The sequence below is a fragment of the Sphingomonas sp. BL-S-29 genome (assembly GCF_055521495.1).
The window spans coordinates 2682604-2703150 of the sequence record NZ_CM145482.1; the positions used below are offsets into that span (position 1 = coordinate 2682604).

The 20547-nt window shown below is 65.2% G+C and carries 19 protein-coding genes; 12 read left to right on the plus strand and 7 right to left on the minus strand.

The annotated features are described in order from the left end of the window. Nucleotides 1-63 precede the first annotated feature (63 nt). Nucleotides 64-216, plus strand: coding sequence for a hypothetical protein (locus ACZ1I2_RS12765; RefSeq protein ID WP_465176985.1), 153 nt, complete (start codon nt 64-66; stop codon nt 214-216). Nucleotides 217-527: 311 nt separating this feature from the next. Here ACZ1I2_RS12765 and ACZ1I2_RS12770 read toward each other — a convergent pair whose 3' ends face one another. The 4 genes from ACZ1I2_RS12770 to ACZ1I2_RS12785 form a co-directional block, all read right to left on the minus strand. Continuing rightward, complete coding sequence (locus tag ACZ1I2_RS12770) at nt 528-2753, minus strand: ATP-binding protein (RefSeq protein ID WP_465176984.1); 2226 nt, start codon at nt 2751-2753, stop codon at nt 528-530. Between the two features lie 245 nt (nt 2754-2998). Then, entirely contained in the window at nt 2999-3538 is a 540-nt protein-coding gene (locus ACZ1I2_RS12775; RefSeq protein WP_465176983.1) for a DUF5681 domain-containing protein, read from the minus strand. 425 nt (nt 3539-3963) lie between these two features. Further along, on the minus strand, nt 3964-6378 hold the full coding sequence (locus ACZ1I2_RS12780) for a TonB-dependent receptor plug domain-containing protein (RefSeq protein WP_465176982.1): 2415 nt from the start codon (nt 6376-6378) through the stop codon (nt 3964-3966). Nucleotides 6379-6477: 99 nt separating this feature from the next. After that, nucleotides 6478-7848, minus strand: coding sequence for a protein adenylyltransferase SelO (locus ACZ1I2_RS12785; RefSeq protein WP_465173752.1), 1371 nt, complete (start codon nt 7846-7848; stop codon nt 6478-6480). Between the two features lie 37 nt (nt 7849-7885). Here ACZ1I2_RS12785 and ACZ1I2_RS12790 point away from each other — a divergent pair, with 37 nt between their 5' ends. The 11 genes from ACZ1I2_RS12790 to queE all read left to right on the plus strand — a co-directional run bounded on the left by ACZ1I2_RS12790 (nt 7886) and on the right by queE (nt 18638). Further along, entirely contained in the window at nt 7886-8776 is an 891-nt protein-coding gene (locus tag ACZ1I2_RS12790; RefSeq protein ID WP_465176981.1) for an alpha/beta fold hydrolase, read from the plus strand. 34 nt (nt 8777-8810) lie between these two features. Further along, entirely contained in the window at nt 8811-9569 is a 759-nt protein-coding gene (locus ACZ1I2_RS12795) for an SDR family oxidoreductase (protein WP_465176980.1), read from the plus strand. Beyond that, complete coding sequence (locus ACZ1I2_RS12800; protein WP_465176979.1) at nt 9566-10681, plus strand: glycoside hydrolase family 130 protein; 1116 nt, start codon at nt 9566-9568, stop codon at nt 10679-10681. The genes ACZ1I2_RS12795 and ACZ1I2_RS12800 overlap by 4 nt, the downstream gene beginning before the upstream one ends. A gap of 48 nt (nt 10682-10729) precedes the next feature. Continuing rightward, complete coding sequence (locus ACZ1I2_RS12805) at nt 10730-11866, plus strand: glycosyltransferase (protein WP_465176978.1); 1137 nt, start codon at nt 10730-10732, stop codon at nt 11864-11866. 66 nt (nt 11867-11932) lie between these two features. Continuing rightward, a complete protein-coding gene (locus ACZ1I2_RS12810) occupies nt 11933-13336 on the plus strand; it encodes an NAD(P)H-dependent flavin oxidoreductase (protein WP_465176977.1) in 1404 nt (467 codons plus the stop codon). Nucleotides 13337-13464: 128 nt separating this feature from the next. Then, nucleotides 13465-14637 (plus strand): acetylornithine transaminase, encoded by a 1173-nt coding sequence (locus tag ACZ1I2_RS12815; protein WP_465176976.1) that lies wholly within the window; start codon nt 13465-13467, stop codon nt 14635-14637. Then, nucleotides 14615-15562, plus strand: a complete 948-nt coding sequence (gene argF, locus ACZ1I2_RS12820) for an ornithine carbamoyltransferase (RefSeq protein ID WP_465176975.1) — start codon at nt 14615-14617, stop codon at nt 15560-15562. The genes ACZ1I2_RS12815 and argF overlap by 23 nt, the downstream gene beginning before the upstream one ends. A 126-nt stretch (nt 15563-15688) precedes the next feature. Next, nucleotides 15689-16603 (plus strand): Hsp33 family molecular chaperone HslO, encoded by a 915-nt coding sequence (gene hslO, locus ACZ1I2_RS12825; RefSeq protein WP_465173745.1) that lies wholly within the window; start codon nt 15689-15691, stop codon nt 16601-16603. A 95-nt stretch (nt 16604-16698) separates the two neighbouring features. Beyond that, nucleotides 16699-17133 (plus strand): DUF3617 domain-containing protein, encoded by a 435-nt coding sequence (locus ACZ1I2_RS12830; protein ID WP_465173744.1) that lies wholly within the window; start codon nt 16699-16701, stop codon nt 17131-17133. A gap of 172 nt (nt 17134-17305) precedes the next feature. Further along, nucleotides 17306-17995 carry a 7-cyano-7-deazaguanine synthase QueC gene (gene queC / locus ACZ1I2_RS12835; protein ID WP_465173743.1) on the plus strand — a complete coding sequence of 230 codons (690 nt, stop codon included), beginning with the start codon at nt 17306-17308 and terminating at the stop codon, nt 17993-17995. Nucleotides 17996-18005: 10 nt separating this feature from the next. After that, entirely contained in the window at nt 18006-18638 is a 633-nt protein-coding gene (gene queE / locus ACZ1I2_RS12840; protein WP_465173742.1) for a 7-carboxy-7-deazaguanine synthase, read from the plus strand. Nucleotides 18639-18647: 9 nt separating this feature from the next. On the opposite strand, the gene ACZ1I2_RS12845 is transcribed toward queE, so the two are convergent. The 3 genes from ACZ1I2_RS12845 to lipB all read right to left on the minus strand — a co-directional run bounded on the left by ACZ1I2_RS12845 (nt 18648) and on the right by lipB (nt 20514). Then, nucleotides 18648-19331 carry a hypothetical protein gene (locus ACZ1I2_RS12845; protein ID WP_465173741.1) on the minus strand — a complete coding sequence of 228 codons (684 nt, stop codon included), beginning with the start codon at nt 19329-19331 and terminating at the stop codon, nt 18648-18650. Between the two features lie 161 nt (nt 19332-19492). Further along, complete coding sequence (locus ACZ1I2_RS12850; protein ID WP_465173740.1) at nt 19493-19744, minus strand: hypothetical protein; 252 nt, start codon at nt 19742-19744, stop codon at nt 19493-19495. Nucleotides 19745-19833: 89 nt separating this feature from the next. Further along, nucleotides 19834-20514, minus strand: coding sequence for a lipoyl(octanoyl) transferase LipB (gene lipB / locus ACZ1I2_RS12855; RefSeq protein ID WP_465176974.1), 681 nt, complete (start codon nt 20512-20514; stop codon nt 19834-19836). Nucleotides 20515-20547 lie beyond the last annotated feature (33 nt).

Sequence of the window (20547 nt, forward strand, 5' to 3'; positions counted from 1 at the left end):
AGGGCGGGGACATTTCGCGGTAATCGGCGTGTTTTGGATCCGGCCCGAGTCTCAATCGCCTATATGGCGCGCGAGATCATTCCATTCGGTTCCTTCAAAGCGGCCGACATTGCAAAGATCGGCCCAGCGGTCGAACATGCGCGCCGGCACGCCGACATTGCCGGCGCGACCGATGATGGTCGTCGCCACGAAGCTGTCCGCCTGAGCGTGCTTTAAGCGGCCCATTCCAATACTGTCTCCTGACGCATCCTGTTCGCTAGCGAACTGCCGGCGGCGGTAGGCAGGTAGCGGCTTTGGCTGGGGAGGTCCCGAACGGTTTCGCCAACGAAGGTCATACCTTGGAGCTCAAGCGCTTTGGAAACGGCGGCTGAGTTCCTGATGAAGACGCCTTTGAGCGTAGAGTTGCCGACGACCATAGTTGCCACACTGCCCGATTTCAGCACGCGCTTCACCTCCGAAGCGAGCGACAGCCTCAAGGGCGTCGAGCGGGATAGCGCCATAGGTAACTGTGTATTCCAGCAGTCTGCCTAGATCGGCCGCCCGCATTGGCGTGACCCCGACCTGTTCGCAGCGGACCGAGAGCGCACCTTCCTCGAAGCCGGCGCTATCACCAGCGCATACTGAGCCCCGAAACGCTTGCGGTGCTCCTGCAGGCCGTCGAGCGAAATATTGCCGGTCTTTGCCGTTGAATGCTTCGACGACTTCGCGTCGTACGTTAGCTTGTAAAGAGGCGGTTCGGGGTCTGTTTCCGTTGGAGCGGGTTGCTGCGGAGCGGAAAAGGCGTAGGCGCTTGCGACGCCCTCAGGGTCGCCCGATTTACCCAATTCTTTCACCACGAAACCGATATAGCGAAGCGCATCGCCAACGACGGCTTCGAGTTCTTTGCTGGAGTCACTCTTGTGCTGGGTGGCGAGAAGCAGCTTGGCGATGTGCGTGCCTGATTGACGACGCTGGAGCGCGCGGAACCGCATGAGCTGGTCTCGGTACGTGCGAATGCCCTCAACCTTAGCTGGCTCGATCCCCGTTTCCAGGGCGTAGATATCGGTCAGGAAGTTTACCATGGCGATAGTGCGGACGAGTTCTTTTTCGGCTTTTGTGCGCGTGTGCTCCGCGACGAACGGATGCTCCTTGTTGACGACGATGGTGCTGTCGTTGATGCGAAACTTCACGAAGCTGTCGTCGTCAGCCTTCTCGTACCGTACCTTACCAAGCGCGTTCTGAATGTGGTCAGCGGTATTTTTTCGCCAGTCGGCGCGCTTCTGCTCGCGGTTCAAAATTCCCGCCTCGTCGAACATTCCTGGAATCGGTGGCTGCGTGCGCAACGCTTCTGAGACGGCGCTGCGCAACGGTGCGAGAGACACAACGCCGAGTGAGCGGACGAGAACGTCACCGCCGTCGGGTAGTTCGGCGTTAGCGTCGCTGTCGTATGCCGAACGGGCCATATTGAACGCGCGGCGGAGAAAGGCGCGGAAGATGCGTAGCGCTTTCTGGTCTCTGAACTGTTCGCGATTGGTGTTGAGATACGCGTTCAAGCCATCGGCGCGGACCGTCATCCGGAACCGAGCCCAAGCCGCGTGGCTAAGGTTCTCGGCGCCAAAGCTCGGATCGGACTGGTTCACGACACGCCCCAACACATTGACGTAGAAGCCGTTGGACGACCCCCTCTCCTCAGCCTTTCCGCCGCTGATCTTTTCGTCGTAGAGTCGGATTTTGCCAGTCACCTTACCAATGAGCGGCAGTTCCACGTAGGGGTAGGGCGAACTACCGGCCGCAATCCTGATCTTTTCACCGGCTGGTTTTTCGTCGGTCGTGGCCTCGCTCGGGTCGCGATCGTCTAGATCGATCTCCTCAAGTTTCAGATCTGGCCCGATCGTCCATTCGCGTGCGACGACTGCACCGAGCTTGGTTGGCTGAAGCAGATCGCCGTTGATACGGATTACCATCTCGCTGCTGAGCGGTAGCGCGGCTTCTAGCATTCGCCTTAGCACGCCCACCTTCAATTCGCGCCCGGTCGGCTTGAGACCCGAAAGGATCACGAGTGTCCAAGTATCGCTGCTCTGTCGTTGAAGAGCAGATGCGGGTGCGCCGAAATCGTCGTCCGAATGGTGTCCGCTTTCCGTCTGGACCCCCTTACTAATAATGTTGAAGAGTTCATTCCCTTCGGCGATCGAGCCGATCGCGGTCTCCAGTTCGTCTTCGCGGACTTCGAACAGGTCAAGGGTCAAATCGCTTACGAGCTTGTCAGCTAAGGCGGTCCGGTCGACCTGACCGTAGTCCATCGTAACCCGCCGGATCTTCCCATCTGCTGCCTTGCAGATGTAGGTGAGCCGGCTGGCGAGAACGTACGTGGCGAGCTTACCGATGCCGAATTTGCCTACGACGGCCCGGCCGTGTTGGTTGGGATTGTCACGCTTCGGCGAGAAGGCGATGTGCCACAGGTCTCGCAGTCCCTGCTCATTCATCGAGACGCCGTTGTCGAGGATGGCCATCGTCGCGTCTGCTGCGGCGAGATCGTTGGGGATGCGAATGTCCACGAAGTCAGCGCCTGCGTCCCAGCTATTCGAGATCAACTCCTCAAACGACTTCTGCGGAGACGAATATAGCTGCTCACTAAAGTGCTCAAGGAATCGAGTGCTAATTTCGACGGGGATCGTCGTTGTGGCGTGGCCGATCTTCTCGGCCTGCACGGACGTTGGCACCTCGGCGGTGGGCTGGGCTGACCCAAGTTTGGAAGATTCAGGCGCGTCGCTCATCCGCGAGCTATAGACACAGAGTCGATGATCGAAAATGGGCAAGTGTTGAGCGGTTCCGCTCGCCCTAATGACCGACGTCCATGGCTGCGGTCGAACTCGAAACCTGATAGACCGGTAACCGCCAAGCGCAGAACTATCCGGGGATCGCAGATTTGCCAACGGCGGTTCAATCTGCGATTTCGCCACACACACCTCCAACCAGCCCCCAACGAACCCGATGCCGTTTAACCTGCCCCAGCCCCAGATCACCCCTCGTCCCCATCCCCGACGTCCCGGATCACCACCGACCCAGACCGTGCGTCGATCACGATCTCCTCCGCATAGGGATCATAACCCTTGTCCCCGTCGCGTTCCCGCCGCTTCGCCGCCCATTCCTTGTCGGCGCGTTCGGCCACGTTGAAGATCGCCAGCTGTGCGCGCTTCTGCTGCGCCTCCGCTTCCTGCACCAGCGCGGCCCAGCGGCGTTGTGCGCTCGCATTGCCGCTGAGCGCCGCGGCGCCGATCGCGCGGAGCACGGCCCGGTTCATCGGCATCCGGGTCACGGTGTCGCCGTCGCGCACCTCGACCATGCGATAGGCTTCCTCCAGGATCAGCTGCCGCGTCGGCTCGGTCGCCCCGCGCAGCCGGTCGCCCGGCGCCCCGGATCGGCGCGGCGGGCGGCCCGCCGGATTGCCCGATTGCCCCGGCTGGAACTGGTATTCGACCGGCGGCTTGTCCCGCTCCGCACGCCGGGTCCCGCTCGCGGTCGTGCCGGGCTTGCTCGATTCAATGCTCTGTCGCGTCATGTCATCGTCCCATGGATGAAGGATCGCAGCATGAAGCCAGCTTCCGCCGGACATTTGAATCGACGCGCAGCGTTCGTCACCGGGTCATGCCCTGTTCCGCCCGGGCACGTGCGCTGTTCCGCGCCTTTCCTGCCCTGTTATCGCGGAACAGGGCATCGTCCACATAAGGTACTGATATATAAAGATAATATCTCCAACAAAGTTGGAGGTAACAGGGCAGGGAAAATATCGCTGCCCTGTTTCGCCCTGTTCCTGTCGGCAGCAGCGCGCGGGAACTGCCTCCGGGCCTCGCGACTCGGCCACCCGGCTTCGCGCGTCCGCATGCCAATCGAATCGCCTGAACCATGGCGTCGGTCGACATCCGTCCGCAAACATCGGGCTTCGGCGCACCGATGCCGCCGATCGCGAAAGCCTAACCGCGCGCCTCACCGGAAGGCGAGGGTCGCCCGCGCGTAATAATAACCGCCGTTCACGCCGAACGCCGAGAAATTGGGATAGACCTCCACCGCCGGGCTGCCGGCCAGCGCCGCCACGCGCAGGCCGTCCTCGTTCACGCGCTTCGGGCGCTTGTCGAACAGGTTGTTCGCGCCCACGCTGAGCGTCAGCGCCTTGCCCAGCCGGTGCGAGAGGTCGAGGTCAGTGATGAACGCCGTGCCCGTCCGGTCGAGATAATAGGTACCGTCGCCGGGGTCGGCATAGCGCGCGGCATCGCCATACAGGCTTTCCTTCAGCGCCACCGTCCAGGGGCCTTTGGTGTACACACCGGCAAGGATGATCTTGTATTTGGGCGACGCGGTTTCCAGAGTCGACAGCGCCACCTTGTCGAACAGGCTCTGCCCGGACGCGGCCAGCTGGGCGGGGGTTGCGCGGATCTTGGTCACTACGGTCTCGCTGTAATTGCCCGCGAGCGACCAGTCGATCCGGCCCGCATCGCCCAGCCCGGTGGCGACGTTCAGCACCACGTCCACGCCGCGCGTACGCGTGTCGATGCCGTTGGAAAAGACGTTGATCCCCGAAAAGGGCACATTCTCCAGCACATTGCCATTGGCGACGATCGCGGCGTTGACCGCCGCCGATCGCACCACGCCGGCATAGGTGCCGTACAGCGTGCCGCTGGCGACCACGCGGTCACGGATGCCGATCTGATAGGCGTCGATGGTAAGCGTCGCGCGCGGCGCGATCGTCGCCACCATGCCCAGGCTGACATTGGTCGAATGCTCGGGCGCCAGCGGATCGATCCCGATCAGCCGGGCAGCGGCGGCATTGGGCGGCAGCTGGACGAAGGCGGAATTGGGCTGGACATTGGTCGCCGAATAATAGGCTTCCGCCAGGGTCGGCGCCCTGAAGCCGGTGCTCGCGGTGCCGCGCAGCGCGACGGTCGGCGACACGGCATAGCGCGCACTGATCTTGCCCACCAGCGTCTCCCCGAAATCGGAGAAATGCTCCAGCCGCCCGGCCAGGTTGACGGTCAGGTCGGTTACGGGCTTGATCGACGCCTCGGCATAGAGCGCGGCGTTGCGGCGGCTATGGCTGCCGGCATCGGTCAGCGAGAAGCCGGGAAAGGATTGCGAGCCCGCCTTGTAGCGCGAGGCCGCATCGCCCTCCTGCAAGCTGTAGGTCTCGCGCCGGTATTCGGCGCCCAGCGCCAGCCCGACCGGCTCGCCGAGGCCGATCTCGATCTGGCGGCGCAGGTCGAGATTGGTCGTCCACTGAGTCGCCTTGAATGCCCCGGCATCGAAATCGGTCGGCGTCTTTCCGGTGTCGTTGAACAGGTCGATATTGGCCGATCCGGTCACCGCCACCCGGTTGTCGTTGACGCCATAGGTGCTGCTCAGGTCCCATGCCCATCCGACCAGGTCGCCGCGCCCGCCGATCGTGGCGGCGGCATCGTCGGTCTTCAGCCGGTCGACCGGGTTGAACCCCTGGGGATAGAGTTGCGGCAATCGCGTCGGCAGCCGGAAATTGGCCCAGCCGCCCGCCTTTTTGTGGCCATAGGTGCCGAACGCGTAGATTTCGACATCGGGCGAGATGTGAAAGCCCGCATTCGCGCTCAGCAGGTGCAGCGTGTAGCGCGCATCGCCGAACACCCGGTTGAGATAGGGGTAGCCCGGCAGGGTGCGCCATTCGGGGTGCGCGCCCGATGTGATCGCCTGTTCGACCCGTGCATCGGGGCCGCCGGCATTGCTGTAGTCATGGAACCGCGTCTCCGCGGTCAGGTTGAGAAAACCCTGGTCGCCCAGTGCCAGGCCGAGATTGGCCGAGGCACCGATGGTCTCGCCATCGCCCTGGAAATATTGCCCGGCATGGACGCTCGCCCTGCCGCCCGACGCAGAATCGTCCAGGATGATGTTGACGACGCCGGCAATCGCGTCCGATCCATATTCCGCCGCGGCCCCGTCCAGCAGCACTTCCACGCGCTCGACCGAGGCCATCGGAATGAAGCTCAGGTCCGGCGCCGCGCCGCCCTGGAACGCGCTCGACAATACAGACAGGTTGGCGGTGCCGTGGCGCCGCTTGCCGTTGATCAGGATCAGCGTGTGGTTGGGCGACACGCCCCTCAGCCGCGCCGCCAGTGTCTCGTTGGCGAGGTCGTTGCCGACCGCCTGGGTGTTGAACGAGGCGAGCGTGGTCGACAGCGCGCCCATCAGGCTCGGCGATCCGGCGCGGTCCAGCGTTGCGGCGTCGAGCACCTGCACCGGCGCCGGGCTGTCGATCGCGCGCAGGCCGGTGGTCCGTGTCCCCGTGACGATCACCGGGCTCTGTTCGGGTTCTTCCTGGCCGAAAGCGGGTTGCGCCGATCCAAGCACCGCTACCGCGGCACCCAAGCTGATCCTGATCATCGATGTCCCCCAACCCCAATGGCCGGGGGAGTAGCTGATCTTGCGCCCTAAATCGCCCTATTTCGGATCACGCACGTGACGGCGCGTCATGCAGCCGGGTCAGCCGCCCGACAGCGCCTCGCCCATCGCGCGTATCGCCGCGACCTTGGCGTGAAGCACGGACCAGTCGTCGCGCGCGTCGATCGCCGACCAGATCTCCTCGACTTCCTCGATCAGCATCGAGCATGGGGCGCCGCGCCAATAGGCATGGCGGCGGTCGCCGCGCGCCTGATAGGGGCCGAGGATCGCGCGCACCTCGTCGAACGTCGCATCATAGCTGTCGGGCAGCGCCCCGCCGAACGCGTCGAAGAAGAACCGGTCGATCGCCATGTTCCCGCTGCGCAGCGCGCGCTCCACCGCCTGCACTACGGCGCGGTCGCTCTCCGGGTCGCGCGGCACCAGCCCCAACCGCCACAGGATCGCATCGGACACCGCGGGCTGATAATGCTCGCCGAACCGCTCGAGCACGGCGATCAGCGGCTCCGCCTCGCTGATCAGCCGCAGCGACACCGCAAGCTGCATCGCGTCCCAATGGATCGCCTCGGGCTGGCGCCCGAAGGCGTACAGCCCGGCATGGTCGAAATAGGCCGCGGTGAAGCCCGGGTCCCAGGTCGGGGCGAAGCGCCACGGGCCGTAATCGAAGCTCTCGCCGGTCACGTTGATATTGTCGCTGTTGAGCACCCCGTGGACGAAACCCGCCGCCATGTAGCGCGCCGCCAGCCGCGCCGTGCGCCGCACGACATGGTCGAGCAGCCTCACCGGTGCGTCGTCGCCCGCCTCCTCACCATAATAATGGCGCAGCACATAAGCGGTCAGGCGGCGGAGGCCGTCCTCGTCGCGGTTGTAGGCCAGCCGCTGGAACGTGCCGATGCGGATATGCCCATGGCTCAGCCGCACCAGCACCGCGGAACGGGTAGGGGAGGGCTCGTCGCCGCGCTCCAGCGCTTCGCCGGTCTCGATCAGCGAGAAGCTGCGCGAAGTCTCGACGCCCAGCGCCTCGAGCATCTCGGTCGCCAGCACCTCGCGCACGCCGCCCTTCAGGGTCAGCCGCCCGTCGCCGAACCGGCTCCACGGCGTCTGGCCCGATCCCTTGGTGCCCAGGTCCATCAGCCGCCCGCGATCGTCCCGCAGTTGCGCGAACAGGAAGCCGCGCCCGTCGCCGATATCGGGATTGTACACGCGGAACTGGTGTCCGTGATAGCGCAGCGCCAGCGGCTGCGTCAGGCTGCCCTCGAGCGGCTGGAACCGCCCGAAATGCGCGATCCATTCGGCGTCGCTCAGCCCGTCCAGCCCAAGGCTCGCCGCAGCCCGGTCGTTGCGGAAGCGCAGCCGGGTCTCGGGGAAATCGGCCGCGGCGACCGGGTCGTAAAAGCCGTCCCCCAGCTCCAGAATGGCGGTTTCGGGCCGATATGCTTGCGGGGGCAGGGTCATCCGGCGATATGGGAGGCGCAAAGCACAGGATGCAACCATGTCGGCGCCAGAAAATCTTACATGGGTAAATCGATATTGGTGGTCGAACGATGGCCTGCGCCTCCACTATCGCGATTATCCGGGGCGCGAGGATCGCCCGCCGATCCTGTGCCTGCCGGGACTGACGCGCAACGCGCGCGATTTCGAGGATCTCGCCGCGCGGCTGTCGCCCGACTGGCGGGTGATCGCGGTCGATCTGCGCGGGCGCGGTGAAAGCGCCTATGCCAAGGACCCGATGAGCTATGTCCCGCTCACTTATGTCCAGGATGTCGAGGGGCTGCTCGGCGAGCTCGGCGTGTCCTCCTATATCGCCTTCGGCACCTCGCTCGGCGGCATCGTCACCATGCTGCTCGCCGGCACCGCGCGGGAGAAGATCGTCGGCGCACTGCTCAACGATGTCGGGCCGGAGATCGAGACGGCCGGCCTGTCGCGCATCCGCACCTATGTCGGCAAATCCAATACCTGGCCGACCTGGATGCATGCCGCCCGCGCCGTGGCGGAGGCCAATGCCGACGTCTATCCAGCCTACGATATCGAGGAGTGGCTGGCCATGGCCAAGCGGCTCTACCGGCTCAACAGCGCCGGGCGCATCGTGCTCGATTACGACATGAAGATCGCCGAACCCTTCCGCGTTCCCGGCAACGAGGCCGGGCCGGACATGTGGAGCGCGCTCGCCCGGCTGAAGCAGGTGCCGACGCTGATCCTGCGCGGCGGCCGCTCGGACGTGCTCGGCGCGCGGACCGCCGAGCGCATGGCGGCGACGCTGGACAATGCCGAGCTGGTGACGGTCGACGGCGTCGGCCACACCCCGACGCTCGACGAGCCGGAGGCAGCGGCCGCGATCGATCGGTTGCTCGACCGGACGATGAGGGAACCGGCCACCGCCTGAACGCGTCTACCTCCCACATCAGCGGGAGGCTTTCATGCTCGATCTGTCGGATGCCCATACCGAGGTCGTCGGCCTTGCCGGCAAGCGTGCCCTGATCACCGGCGGCACCACCGGCATCGGCCGCGCCATCGCGGTGCTGCTCGCGTCCGAAGGCGTGCGCGTCTTCATCTGCGGCCGCGATCCGCGGCATCTCGACGACGCGCTCGCGCGCATCCGCGAAGTGGGGGAGGGCAGCGGCATCGCCACCGACCTCGCCGATCCGGACAATGTCGCTGCGTTTGTCGACAAGGCCGTGGCCTGGCTCGGCGGCCTCGACATCGCCGTGGTCAACGCGGCGATATCGGCCGAGGGGCTCAGCGACATGTCCGAACAGGACCTGCGTTACGCCATCGCGACGGATTTCACCGCCTATCTGCTCACCGCGCACGCGGCGGTGGAGAAGCTCGACGGGCAGGGCGACATCGTGCTGATCGGCTCGATGAGCGCCCATAAGCTGGGCCCGCACTCGACCGTCTATGCCGGCATCAAATACGGCATCCAGGGGTTCGCCGAGGCGTTCCGCCGCGAGATGGGGCCGAAGGGCGTGAAGGTGGCGCTGGTCGAACCCGGCAAGACCGGCGCCGACATGCAATTGCCCGACATCCCGCCCGAGAAGCAGCGCGCGATGATCCACAAGGACGAGATGCTGCGCGCTGAGGACATTGCCGTCGGCGTCCACTACATCCTCACTCAACCCAACCGCGCGGTCGTCCAGCAATTGACGATCACGCCACGCATGCAGGCTGATGAATGACCTTTTCCTTCGACCGCCTCGTCTTCGCCCCCACTGACATCGACCTGTCGCGCTCGCCGCTCGCCGGCAAGCTCGGCGCGGAAACCTATATCCTCGGCGCCTTCAACCCGGGGATGACGCGGCTGCCCAACGGCAATCTGCTGATGATGGTGCGTGTGGCCGAGGCGCTGCGGACCCCGATCTCGGACGGGCATATCCATGCGATCCGTTGGGAAGACGGAGGTTATAAGCTCGACGCCTGGCCGCTCGACTTCGTCGACACCTCCGATCCGCGCAAGTTCATGATGCGTGGCGGCGGCTGGAAGGTGATGGCGCTGACCTCCTTGTCCTGGCTGCTTCCGGTCGAGCTCTCCGCCGACGGCCGCGGCGTCGTCGCGGTGCATTACGACCGCGCGATCACGCCCCGCGCGCCCTACCAATGTTACGGCGTGGAGGATGCGCGGATCAGCAAGGTCGGCGACCGCTATCTGATGACGACCTGTTCGGTCAGCCCGGAACGCCACTCGACCACGCTCTATTCCTCGGACGATGCGATGGAATGGACGCTCGAGGGCATCGTGCTCGACCATCAGAACAAGGACATGCTGATCTTCGAAGGCCTGATCGGTGGCAAGCACTGGGCGCAGACCCGGCCGCTCGGCGACCTTTATTTCGCCTATCCGCCCGGCAGCGAATGGCGTGCCGGCCCGTCGATCAACCTCGCCACCTCGCCCGACGCGTTGCACTGGAAGCCGTACGACAAGCCCGGCATCCGCCCGCATTCGGCGACCATGGCGACCACGCGCATGGGCGGCGGCACGCCGCCCATCCTGACCGATGATGGCTGGCTCAGCCTGTGGCACGGCGTCGAGCCGCTCGGCGTGGTCGGCATCTACCGCACCTATTGGTCGCTGCTCGACCGGGACGATCCATCGAAGGTGATCCGCACCAGCCATGATCCGCTGATCGAGCCGGCGCCCACGCTGACCGATCCGCTCAAGGAGCTGATGTACCTCGACAATGTCGTGTTCACGACCGGCATCGCGGACGCGCGCGATCACTATATCGTAGCGAGCGGCGAGGCCGACCTGGCCTGCCGCATCACCCACATCCCGAAGACCGCGTTCGCTTGAGCGGCAGGTAATGACGCACTCCTGTTTTCCCGCTAACGCACCCTCCCGATGCCGCAGCCCGTCAACATCCTGCACCTGCACTCGACCTTTGGCCCCAGCGGTGAGGCGGCGCGCGCGGTCCGGCTGATGAACGCGTTCGGCGGCCATGCGCGCCACACCATCGTCTCCGGCATGCCCGACCAGCTCGGCGCGCGCGACGCCATCGCAGCGGGCATCGCCCATGAGATCGCGCAGAACCCGCCGCCGCTCACCGGCAAGCCCTCGGTCTCGCGCTACGAGGCGCTGGCCAGGTTCATGCGTCGCTTCGATCTGGTGCTGACCTATAATTGGGGCGCGGTCGACGGCGTAATGGCGCGGCGCGTCTTCTCGAAGGGCATGCCCCCGCTGGTCCATCACGAGGACGGCTTCGATGCCGATGAGGCGGGCGGGCTGAAGATCGAGCGCAACATGTACCGCCGCCTCGCGCTGCCCGCGGCGCACGCGCTGGTCGTGCCGTCGCAGACCTTGGAGAAGATCGCGCAGAAGAGCTGGAAGCAGCCCGAAAGCCGCGTCCACCGCATTCCCAACGGCATCGCCACCGCGCTCTATGCGGCGAAGCCCGACCCGAAGGCGATCCCCGGCTTCCGCCGCAAGCCCGGCGAAGTGGTGATCGGCACGATCGCCGACCTGAGCGCGGTAAAGGATCTGCCCGCCCTGGTCCGCGCCACCGGCGGTGTCTCCGCGCGCGTCCGGCTGGTCATTGTCGGGGAAGGGCCGGAACGCGAGCGCATCATGGACACCGCCGAGGCGATGGGCATGGAGGATCGCCTCCATCTGCCCGGCTTCCTGCCCGATCCGCACCGCTATATCGGCCTGTTCGACATCCTCGCGCTCGCGTCGAAGAGCGAGCAATTCCCCATCGCCGTGATCGAGGGCATGGCCGCCGGCCTGCCGATCGTCGCGCCCAAGGTGGGGGACATCCCCCGGATGGTCGCGCCCGAGAACCAGGTGTATATCGTCGATCGGGGCGAGGTCCGGTTGCGGGATTCGCTCCAGGCACTCGCTGGATGCACGCCCGCCGCGCGGGCTTTTGTCGGCGCCCGAAACCGGGCAAAGGCCGTCGCGGAGTATGACGAAACTGTCATGATCGCTCGATACAGGGCGCTTTACGAAGAGGCGATGGGCAGGCCAGGGGCCTTGGGCTGAGTCGCAATTCGCTCGCTAAGCGCAACCCAGACGCTATATCGAACGTATGTTAAAGTTGGAGGTCGTGTGTTCAAAGGTCTGAAGCCCATCATCTATAACGGTCAGGAAGTCTGGCCGCTGGTGGAGGGTGGAAAAGGCGTTGCCGCGACCAACCACGCGTCGGCCGGCGCCTGGGCTGCGGCCGGCGGAATCGGCACCGTTTCCGCCGTGAATGCCGACAGCTACGATCCCGACGGCAAGATCATCCCGCAGGTCTACCGCGCGCTCAATCGCCGAGAGCGGCACGAGGAACTGATCGAATACGCGATCGAGGGCGCTGTGCAGCAGGTCAAGCGCGCGTTCGACATCTCGGGCGGCAAGGGCGCGATCAACATCAACGTGCTGTGGGAAATGGGCGGTGCCCAGCGCATCCTGCACGGCGTCCTGGAACGGACCCGCGGCATGGTCGCGGGCGTCACCTGCGGCGCGGGCATGCCCTACAAGCTGTCCGAGATCGCGGCCTCCTATAACGTCAACTACCTGCCGATCATCAGCTCCGGCCGCGCCTTCCGCGCGCTGTGGAAGCGGGCCTATTCCAAGGCGTCGGACTGGCTGGCGGCGGTAGTCTACGAGGATCCCTGGCTCGCCGGCGGCCATAACGGCCTGTCCAACGCCGAGGACCCGCTCAAGCCGGAGGATCCCTATCCCCGCGTCAAGGCGCTGCGCGAGACGATGCGCGAGGGCGGCATTTCGGACGATGTGCCGATCGTGATGGCCGGCGGCGTCTGGTATCTGCGCGACTGGAACAACTGGATCGACAATCCCGAGCTCGGCAGCATCGCCTTCCAGTTCGGCACCCGCCCGCTGCTGACTCAGGAAAGCCCGATCCCGGAAGGCTGGAAGGCCAAGCTGACGGATATCGAGGAAGGTGAAGTCCTGCTCCACCGCTTCTCGCCCACCGGCTTCTATTCGAGCGCTGTGCGCAATCCTTTCCTTCGCCTGCTCGAGGCACGCTCCGAGCGGCAGATCGCCTTCTCCACCCAGGAGGCCGGTGACCACATCTTCCAGCTCGACGTGGGCGTGAAGGGCAAGAACTTCTGGGTGACCCGCAACGATCTGTTGCGCGCGCGTCAGTGGTTCGGTGAAGGCTTCACCGACGCACTCAAGACTCCCGACAACACCCTGGTCTTCGTCACGCCCGAGGAAAAGGGCGTGATCCGCAAGGACCAGGCCGATTGCATGGGCTGCCTCAGCCAGTGCGCCTTCTCCTCCTGGGCCGACAGCGAGACCAACTCGACCGGCCGCCTCGCCGATCCGCGCAGCTTCTGCATCCAGAAGACCCTGCAGGACATCGCGCATGGCGGGCCGATCGAGCAGAACCTGATGTTCGCCGGACACGGTGCCTATAATTTCAAGAAGGACCCCTTCTATTCGAACGGCTTCGTGCCGACGGTGAAGCAGCTCGTCGACCGGATCCTGACCGGCGACTGACCGCGTTCGGGCCACCTCGTCTGCAATATTGACGCAGGTGGTCCCACCCTCGTAAACACCCGCTCCGGGCGGCCCGGCTGGGCCGCCCTTTTCTATTGAGGAGACCTGCGGTGCCCATCACCCCACTCATGCCCGTCTATCCCCGCAGCGGGGTGCGGCCGGTGCGAGGCGAGGGCTGCTACCTGATCGGGGAGCAGGGCGAACGCTATCTCGATTTCGCCAGCGGCATCGCGGTCAACGCGCTCGGCCATAGTCATCCCAAGCTGGTCAAGGCGATCGCCGATCAGGCCGCGACGCTGATGCATGTGTCGAACCTGTACGGCAGCCCGCAGGGTGAGCATCTCGCGCAACGGCTGGTCGACGCGACCTTCGCCGACACGGTGTTCTTCACCAATTCGGGCGCCGAGGCGGTCGAGTGCGCGATCAAGACCGCGCGCCGCTACCATTATGCCAATGGCAATCCGCAGCGTCACACGCTGATCACCTTCGACACGGCCTTTCACGGCCGCACGCTCGGCACGATCAGCGCGACCAACCAGCCCAAGATGCGCGACGGGTTCGAGCCGTTGCTGCCGGGTTTCGCCTATGCGCAGTTCAATGATCTCGAAGGCGCGCTGGCGCTGATCGACGACAACACTGCCGGCTTCCTGGTCGAGCCGATCCAGGGCGAAGGCGGTATCCGCGCGGCGACCGAGGAATTCCTCCAGGGCCTGCGCAAGGCCTGCGACGAGCATGGCCTGTTGCTGGTGCTAGACGAGGTGCAGGCCGGCTATGGCCGGACCGGCAAGTTCCTGGCGCACGAGAATTACGGTGTGACGCCGGATATCGCCGCGGTCGCCAAGGGCATTGGCGCCGGCTTCCCGCTCGGCGCCTGCCTAGCGACCGAGGAAGCGGCCAAGGGCATGGTAATCGGCACGCATGGCTCGACCTATGGCGGCAACCCGCTCGCCATGGCGGCGGGCGAGGCAGTGCTCGACGTGATCCTGGAGCCCGGCTTCCTCAACAATGTCGTGACGATGGGCGACCGGCTGCGCCAGGGGCTCGAACAGATGATCCCCAACCACGATCAGTTGTTCGACAGCGTGCGCGGCAAGGGTCTGATGCTCGGCGTCAAGCTCAAGTCCGACAGCCGCCGCTTCGTCGCGCACTGCCGCGACAATCACGGCCTGTTGCTGGTCGCGGCCGGCGAGAATGTGGTGCGCATCCTGCCGCCGCTGGTGATCGACGAGAGTCATATCGCCGAGTGTATCGAGAAGCTGTCCGAGGCCGCGCGGGTCTATGTGCCCGCGTCAGACGACTAGCGTGTCGCTCCGCCACTTTCTCGACCTGTCGGACGCGGGCGCTGACGGCATCGCCGCGATGCTGGCCGACGCGATCGATCGCAAGGCAGCGCGTGCCGGCTGGCCGAAGGGCAGGGCGGATGCCGACGCCCCGCTCGCCGGCCATACGCTGGCAATGGTGTTCGAGAAGAACTCGACCCGAACTCGTGTGTCGTTCGACATGTCGATCCGCCAGCTCGGCGGCAGCTCGATCGTGATGGATGCCGGCACCACGCAGCTCGGTCGCGGCGAGACCGTGGCCGATACGGCACGCGTGCTCTCGGGCTATTGCGACGCGATCATGATCCGCACCGACGACCACAGGAAGGTCGAGGAAATGGCGGCCTATGCCAGTGTGCCGGTCATCAACGGCCTGACCGACTGGTCGCATCCGTGCCAGCTCGTCGCCGACCTGCTGACCATCGTCGAAAGCGGCAAGGCGCTGCCCGGGCTCAAGGTCGCCTGGCTGGGCGACGGCAACAATGTCCTCAACTCTTTGGTCGAGGCGGCGTCGCTGCTGCATTTCGATGTGATCGCGGCGTGCCCTCAGGGGTTTCAGCCGGACGAAGGCGTGATCGAGCGCGCCGCTGGCCGCGCCCGTGTCGTCGCCGATCCGCGCGAGGCAGTCGAGGGTGCGGATGTCGTCGTCACGGACACCTGGATATCGATGGGCCAGCTCCATGCCGAGACGAAGCTCGCGGCGATGATGCCCTATCAGGTCACCGAGGCGCTGATGGGCATGGCGAAGCCCGAGGCGAAGTTCCTCCACTGCCTGCCGGCGCACCGCGAGGAGGAAGTCGTCTCGGCGGTGATCGATGGTCCGCAGTCGCTGATCTGGGAGGAGGCGGAGAACCGGCTTCACGCCCAGAAGTCGATCCTGCGCTGGTGCTTCGGCCAGATCGGTTGATCGGCGCTCCAGCGCACCTATCTTCCTCGTACCAGAATCCCGTTCGCCCCGAGCCAGTCGAGGGGCCGTTCTCTCTTCGCTGAAGAAAGAACGGGGCTTCGATCAGCTCAGCCCGAATGGTATGGAATGACTCAGACAGAATCCCAGGACCTCGACCGCGCGCTCGGTTTCACCCTCCCGGGACGTCATGCGCGCGGCCGGATCGTGCGCCTTGGGCCGGTGCTCGACGAGATACTCGGCGCCCATGCCTATCCGCCGGCGATCGAGGCGTTGCTTGCCGAAGCACTGACCTTGGCCGCGCTGATCGGATCGACGCTCAAGGACGCGGGCGGGCAACTCACGCTTCAGGCGCAGACTGAGGGCGGTGTCGTCAGCTTGCTCGTTTGCGACTATCGCGGCGGCGAGTTGCGCGGTTATGTCCAGTTCGACGAGGACCGGCTGGCGGAAGGGCCGGAGGACCCGACCCTGTTCGCCCTGTTCGGTCAGGGCTATCTCGCAATCACCTTCGATCAGGCGGCGACCCAAGAGCGCTATCAGGGGATCGTCCCGCTTGACGGTGCGACGCTGGCCGAAGCGGCGCAGAATTATTTCGTGCAGTCGGAGCAGATCCCGACGCTGGTCCGGGTCGGCATCGCGCGCGGGGCCGATGGCCGGCACGTCGCGGGCGGCCTGTTCCTCCAGCATCTGCCGGAGGGCGAGGACGGGCGCGAGCGCCTTCATACCCGGCTCGACCATCCCGAATGGGAGCATGTCGCGTTGCTCGGCCAGACCATGGGCGCCGATGAGCTTGCCGATTCGTCGATCTCGCTCGACACGCTGATCTGGCGGTTGTTCAACGAGGAGGATGAGGTCCGGCTGCTGAGCGACGCCCCGCTGGTGCGCGGCTGCCGTTGCTCGCCCGACTATATCGCATCGGTCCTGTCGCAATTTCCTCCCGAGGAACAGCGCTCGATGGCGGACGAGAATGGCATGATCGTGGTCGACTGCGCTTTTTGTGCGCGCAAATTCCCGGTGCCGGTGACCGATCATTACGCTGCCTGAACGTTGTTGAATCTCGTTCGCAACTGCGGCAGACAAGGGTGAGGGTCGCTGGCGTGATGCCCTGCAGGGGGCACCTGTAGCGAGCGAGGTTCTAAATGATCGATGTTCAGCGTATCGCGCGGCGTGCATTGGCCGGCCTGCTCCTTGCGGCAGGTCTCGGCACGGCAGCCCCTGCGCGTGCGCCTCAGCTCGCCGTGCTGACGCGCATCGAGACCGGCCAATGGCTGCTCCGCGAAGCCGGGTCGACCGCGCCCGGGCGTTCACTTTGCGTGTCCGATCCCGCGATATTGTTGCAGGTCGGCCATGTCGGCGCACAATGCTCGCGCTTCGTGATCGCTGACGCGGCCGATAGCGCGACGGTCCATTATACCTGCCCCGGGGCCGGCCATGGCCGCACCGCGCTGACGCTGGAGACCCCACGCCTGCTGCATCTGCAGACTCAGGGCATCGCCAGCGGCGCGCCGTTCGATCTGGATTACGAGGCCCGCCGCACCGGCGCCTGTGCGCCCAGACCGCCCGCCACGCGTTAACGCGTTGGTTACCGTGTCCTGCTAGACAAGGGGCGTGTCATCATCATCGGCACGGGTTTCTCCCTTTTGGCTCCGAGGAGCATCACTGGGTCGCTCAAGGGCGGCCCGTTTTTTGTGAGAGGGCGGCGCGGGATTGCGGAGCCGTGATGCAGGCCCTACCTCTCGGCCCATCATGACAAGTGCAACGACCCTGGCGGTCGCCCTGGTGTCGGGCGGTCTCGATTCGATGGTGGCGGCGGCGCGTGCTCGGGAGGACGGGCATCGGCTGCTCGCGCTGTCGGTCGACTATAATCAGCGCCACCGGCTCGAGCTCGATGCGGCACGGCGCGTCGCGGCGCTGCTCGAGGCCGAGCGTCATATCGTGCTGCCGCTCGATCTCTCCGCCTTTGGTGGTTCGGCGCTCACCGCCGACATCGCCGTGCCGAAGACTGGCGTAGAGGAGGGGATTCCCGTCACCTATGTCCCTGCGCGCAACACGATCTTCCTCAGCCTAGCGCTGGGCTGGGCCGAGGCGGCGGGCGCGCGCGACCTGTATATCGGCGTCAATGCGCTCGACTATTCGGGCTATCCCGATTGCCGCCCCGAATTCATCGCGGGGTTCGAGAAGCTCGCCGAACTCGCCACCAAGGCGGGGGTGGAGGGGCATCCGTTCCGCATCCATGCGCCGCTGCAGCACATGACCAAGGCGGACATCGTGCGCGAGGCGGCGCGGCTCGGGCTCGATGCCGGGATCAGCTGGTCCTGCTATGATCCGGCGCCGGGCGGCGTGCATTGCGGGCTGTGCGACAGCTGCCGCCTGCGCGCCAAGGGGTTCGAGGAAGCTGGTCTTCCCGATCCCACCCGCTACGCCGAAGTCGGCTGAGGCGCTCGCGATGAGCTATGCGGTCAAGGAGATGTTCCTAACCCTTCAGGGCGAGGGGGTGAATGCCGGGCGTCGCGCGGTGTTCGTGCGTTTCGCCGGCTGCAATCTCTGGTCGGGACGCGAGCAGGATCGCGCGACCGCCGTATGCCGTTTCTGCGATACCGATTTTGTCGGCACGGACGGCGCCGGCGGCGGCAAGTTCGCCGATGCCGGCGTGCTAGCCATGGCAGTCGCGGATCATTGGGGCGATGGCGCAGCCGAGCGCTTCGTCGTGCTGACCGGTGGCGAGCCGATGCTGCAGGTCGACGATGCGCTGGTCGATGCGCTCCACGCGGCCGACTTCACGATCGCGATCGAGAGCAACGGGACCATCCCCGCGCATCCCGGCATCGATTGGGTCTGCATCAGCCCCAAGGCGGGCAGTGTGGTCGTCCAGCGCTCGGGCGACGAGCTGAAGCTGGTCTGGCCGCAGGCCGGTACCGATGTCGAGGCGATCGAAGGATGGGACTTCCGCCATTTCCTGGTCCAGCCGATGGACGACGCGCGGATGGCAGAGAATCAGGCGGCCGCGATCGATTTCGTGCTCGCCCGGCCGCATTGGCGCCTGACCCTGCAGGCGCACAAGGCGCTGGGATTGCGCTAGAACGCCAGCCTAGTTGATCGCGCTCAGCTGGAAGGCGCCGCATTTCCTGGCAACCCAAAGGCCCTTCTTGTCCCAGCATTTCTGGTCGAAATTAGGCAGGCTGCCCGACTGCCGCACGAACAACATGCCACGCGGATAGCGCTGGTCGCCGGTGGGGATCAGGCTGTTGCGAAGCTCGCGGGTGCGGCCCTCGGCAATCGTGTAGAAGGAGCCGCGCGGTGCGAAGATCGCGTCGCGAGCGATCCGGGCCGCAGTCTGGCAAAACCCATATTGGGCGGCGACGGTGGTGAAGCTGGAATAGGTGCGGGTGCCGAACTGGTCGAGCGCGGTCTGCCCAGCCTTCACGGTCTTGCCGGTGCGAGCAAAATATTTGGTCAGCGTGTCGTAGGATTTCTTCAGCTCATCCCCGTGATTCATCAGGATCACATTGTAGTTGGCCTGAGTCATCAGCGTAGGTTCGAACTGGCATTGTAGCGCCGCCACGTTGAGCGCGGCGCGCATGTTCCACACCAGCGCCGCGCGCTGCTCCGCCTCGGTCGCACCTGGCAGTTCCTGGCCGAGGCCGGTCTCATGGCCACGTACCGCAGCCCCGCTCATGTCCTTTTCGACCAGGAAAAACTGCGCCGAAGCAGGCGCGGCGGCGAAAGCGCCAAGCGCCACGGCGGACGAACAAAGGATATGCAACAGCTTCATATTCGCCTCGTCACCCTCTCGAAGACACTATGCGGCGTGGTTAAGGCTTTTCGATTCCCAACCCAAGCCTTTTCCTTCCTAGCACTTTTTGGTCGCGGTTGAATCGAAAGGGCCGCCCGGTCGCCCGGACGGCCCCTGAATAATCAAACCCTGACGGGTGATTACTGGACGTTCGTCGTCGTCGTCGAGGTCTCGTTGGTCACGACGGCGGTGTCGTTGCCGAGCATGTTGCCGTCCATCGACGTGCTGTCGACGGTGGTCATGTTGTCCGAGATCGTGGTCTCGTTGCCCATCTCGGTGATGGTGGTGTCGTTGGTGGTGGTCGTCTCGGTCTTCGGGCCGCAGGCCGAAACCATCAGCGCCGCGCCGGCGATCATCGAACCGGTAACGACCTTGGAAATGAATGCACGCATTGGAAAGCTCCCTAGATAGTGGATTTGGAAGGCCTCGAGACCCTTAATACCCAAACCGTGGTGGACATTAGTCTGATATCGACCGCCCCTCAAGCCTCGTTTTGCCGGGGACAAGAAAGAGTGTGCAGGAACGCAGGACAGGTAAACGCGAGCGCTGAGTCAAAAGTTGCAAAATCCGAAGGCTTGCCGAGCGCCGCGGCGCTCGTCACCGGATAGTCGGGCAGCCCGCACGGCACGATCCCGGCGAAGTGCGACAGATCGGGCGAAAGGTTGACCGAGAAGCCGTGCAAGGTCGTCCAGCGCCGGACCCTTACCCCGATCGCGCCGATCTTGGCCTCCTCCGTGCCGCCGAGGGGTGAGGGCAGGTTGGTCCAGATGCCGACGCGGCCGGGCGCGCGGAAGGCATGGATGCCGATCTCCGCCAGTGCCGCGATCAGCCATCCTTCGAGGCTGTGGACGAAATGCCGCACGTCGCGACCGCGCTTGTTGAGATCGAGGATGAGGTAGCCGATCCGCTGTCCAGGCCCATGATAGGTGTAGCGCCCGCCACGCCCGGTCTGGACGACCGGAAAGCGCGGATCGAGCAACTCGGCGGGGTCGGCGCTGGTACCGCCGGTATAGATGGGCGGGTGCTCGAGCAGCCAGATCAGCTCGCGCGCCGCGCCGGCGGCGACGGCCGCCGCGCGCGCCTCCATGGTGGCGATCGCGTCGTCATAGGGTATTGGCGCCGGCTCGACGCGCCATTCGATCTCGTCGGGAAGGGAAGTCACAAGGGCCCGATTGCGCCAGTCGCGCGTCTAGCG

What these genes read in the sequence shown, in the direction of transcription:
- ACZ1I2_RS12765 (WP_465176985.1), top strand. Translation starts at nt 64, where the DNA reads ATGGCGCGCGAGATCATTCCATTCGGTTCCTTCAAAGCGGCCGACATT.
- ACZ1I2_RS12770 (WP_465176984.1), bottom strand. Translation starts at nt 2,753, where the DNA reads ATGAGCGACGCGCCTGAATCTTCCAAACTTGGGTCAGCCCAGCCCACC.
- ACZ1I2_RS12775 (WP_465176983.1), bottom strand. Translation starts at nt 3,538, where the DNA reads ATGACGCGACAGAGCATTGAATCGAGCAAGCCCGGCACGACCGCGAGC.
- ACZ1I2_RS12780 (WP_465176982.1), bottom strand. Translation starts at nt 6,378, where the DNA reads ATGATCAGGATCAGCTTGGGTGCCGCGGTAGCGGTGCTTGGATCGGCG.
- ACZ1I2_RS12785 (WP_465173752.1), bottom strand. Translation starts at nt 7,848, where the DNA reads ATGACCCTGCCCCCGCAAGCATATCGGCCCGAAACCGCCATTCTGGAG.
- ACZ1I2_RS12790 (WP_465176981.1), top strand. Translation starts at nt 7,886, where the DNA reads ATGTCGGCGCCAGAAAATCTTACATGGGTAAATCGATATTGGTGGTCG.
- ACZ1I2_RS12795 (WP_465176980.1), top strand. Translation starts at nt 8,811, where the DNA reads ATGCTCGATCTGTCGGATGCCCATACCGAGGTCGTCGGCCTTGCCGGC.
- ACZ1I2_RS12800 (WP_465176979.1), top strand. Translation starts at nt 9,566, where the DNA reads ATGACCTTTTCCTTCGACCGCCTCGTCTTCGCCCCCACTGACATCGAC.
- ACZ1I2_RS12805 (WP_465176978.1), top strand. Translation starts at nt 10,730, where the DNA reads ATGCCGCAGCCCGTCAACATCCTGCACCTGCACTCGACCTTTGGCCCC.
- ACZ1I2_RS12815 (WP_465176976.1), top strand. Translation starts at nt 13,465, where the DNA reads ATGCCCGTCTATCCCCGCAGCGGGGTGCGGCCGGTGCGAGGCGAGGGC.
- argF (WP_465176975.1), top strand. Translation starts at nt 14,615, where the DNA reads ATGTGCCCGCGTCAGACGACTAGCGTGTCGCTCCGCCACTTTCTCGAC.
- hslO (WP_465173745.1), top strand. Translation starts at nt 15,689, where the DNA reads ATGACTCAGACAGAATCCCAGGACCTCGACCGCGCGCTCGGTTTCACC.
- ACZ1I2_RS12830 (WP_465173744.1), top strand. Translation starts at nt 16,699, where the DNA reads ATGATCGATGTTCAGCGTATCGCGCGGCGTGCATTGGCCGGCCTGCTC.
- queC (WP_465173743.1), top strand. Translation starts at nt 17,306, where the DNA reads ATGACAAGTGCAACGACCCTGGCGGTCGCCCTGGTGTCGGGCGGTCTC.
- queE (WP_465173742.1), top strand. Translation starts at nt 18,006, where the DNA reads ATGAGCTATGCGGTCAAGGAGATGTTCCTAACCCTTCAGGGCGAGGGG.
- ACZ1I2_RS12845 (WP_465173741.1), bottom strand. Translation starts at nt 19,331, where the DNA reads ATGAAGCTGTTGCATATCCTTTGTTCGTCCGCCGTGGCGCTTGGCGCT.
- ACZ1I2_RS12850 (WP_465173740.1), bottom strand. Translation starts at nt 19,744, where the DNA reads ATGCGTGCATTCATTTCCAAGGTCGTTACCGGTTCGATGATCGCCGGC.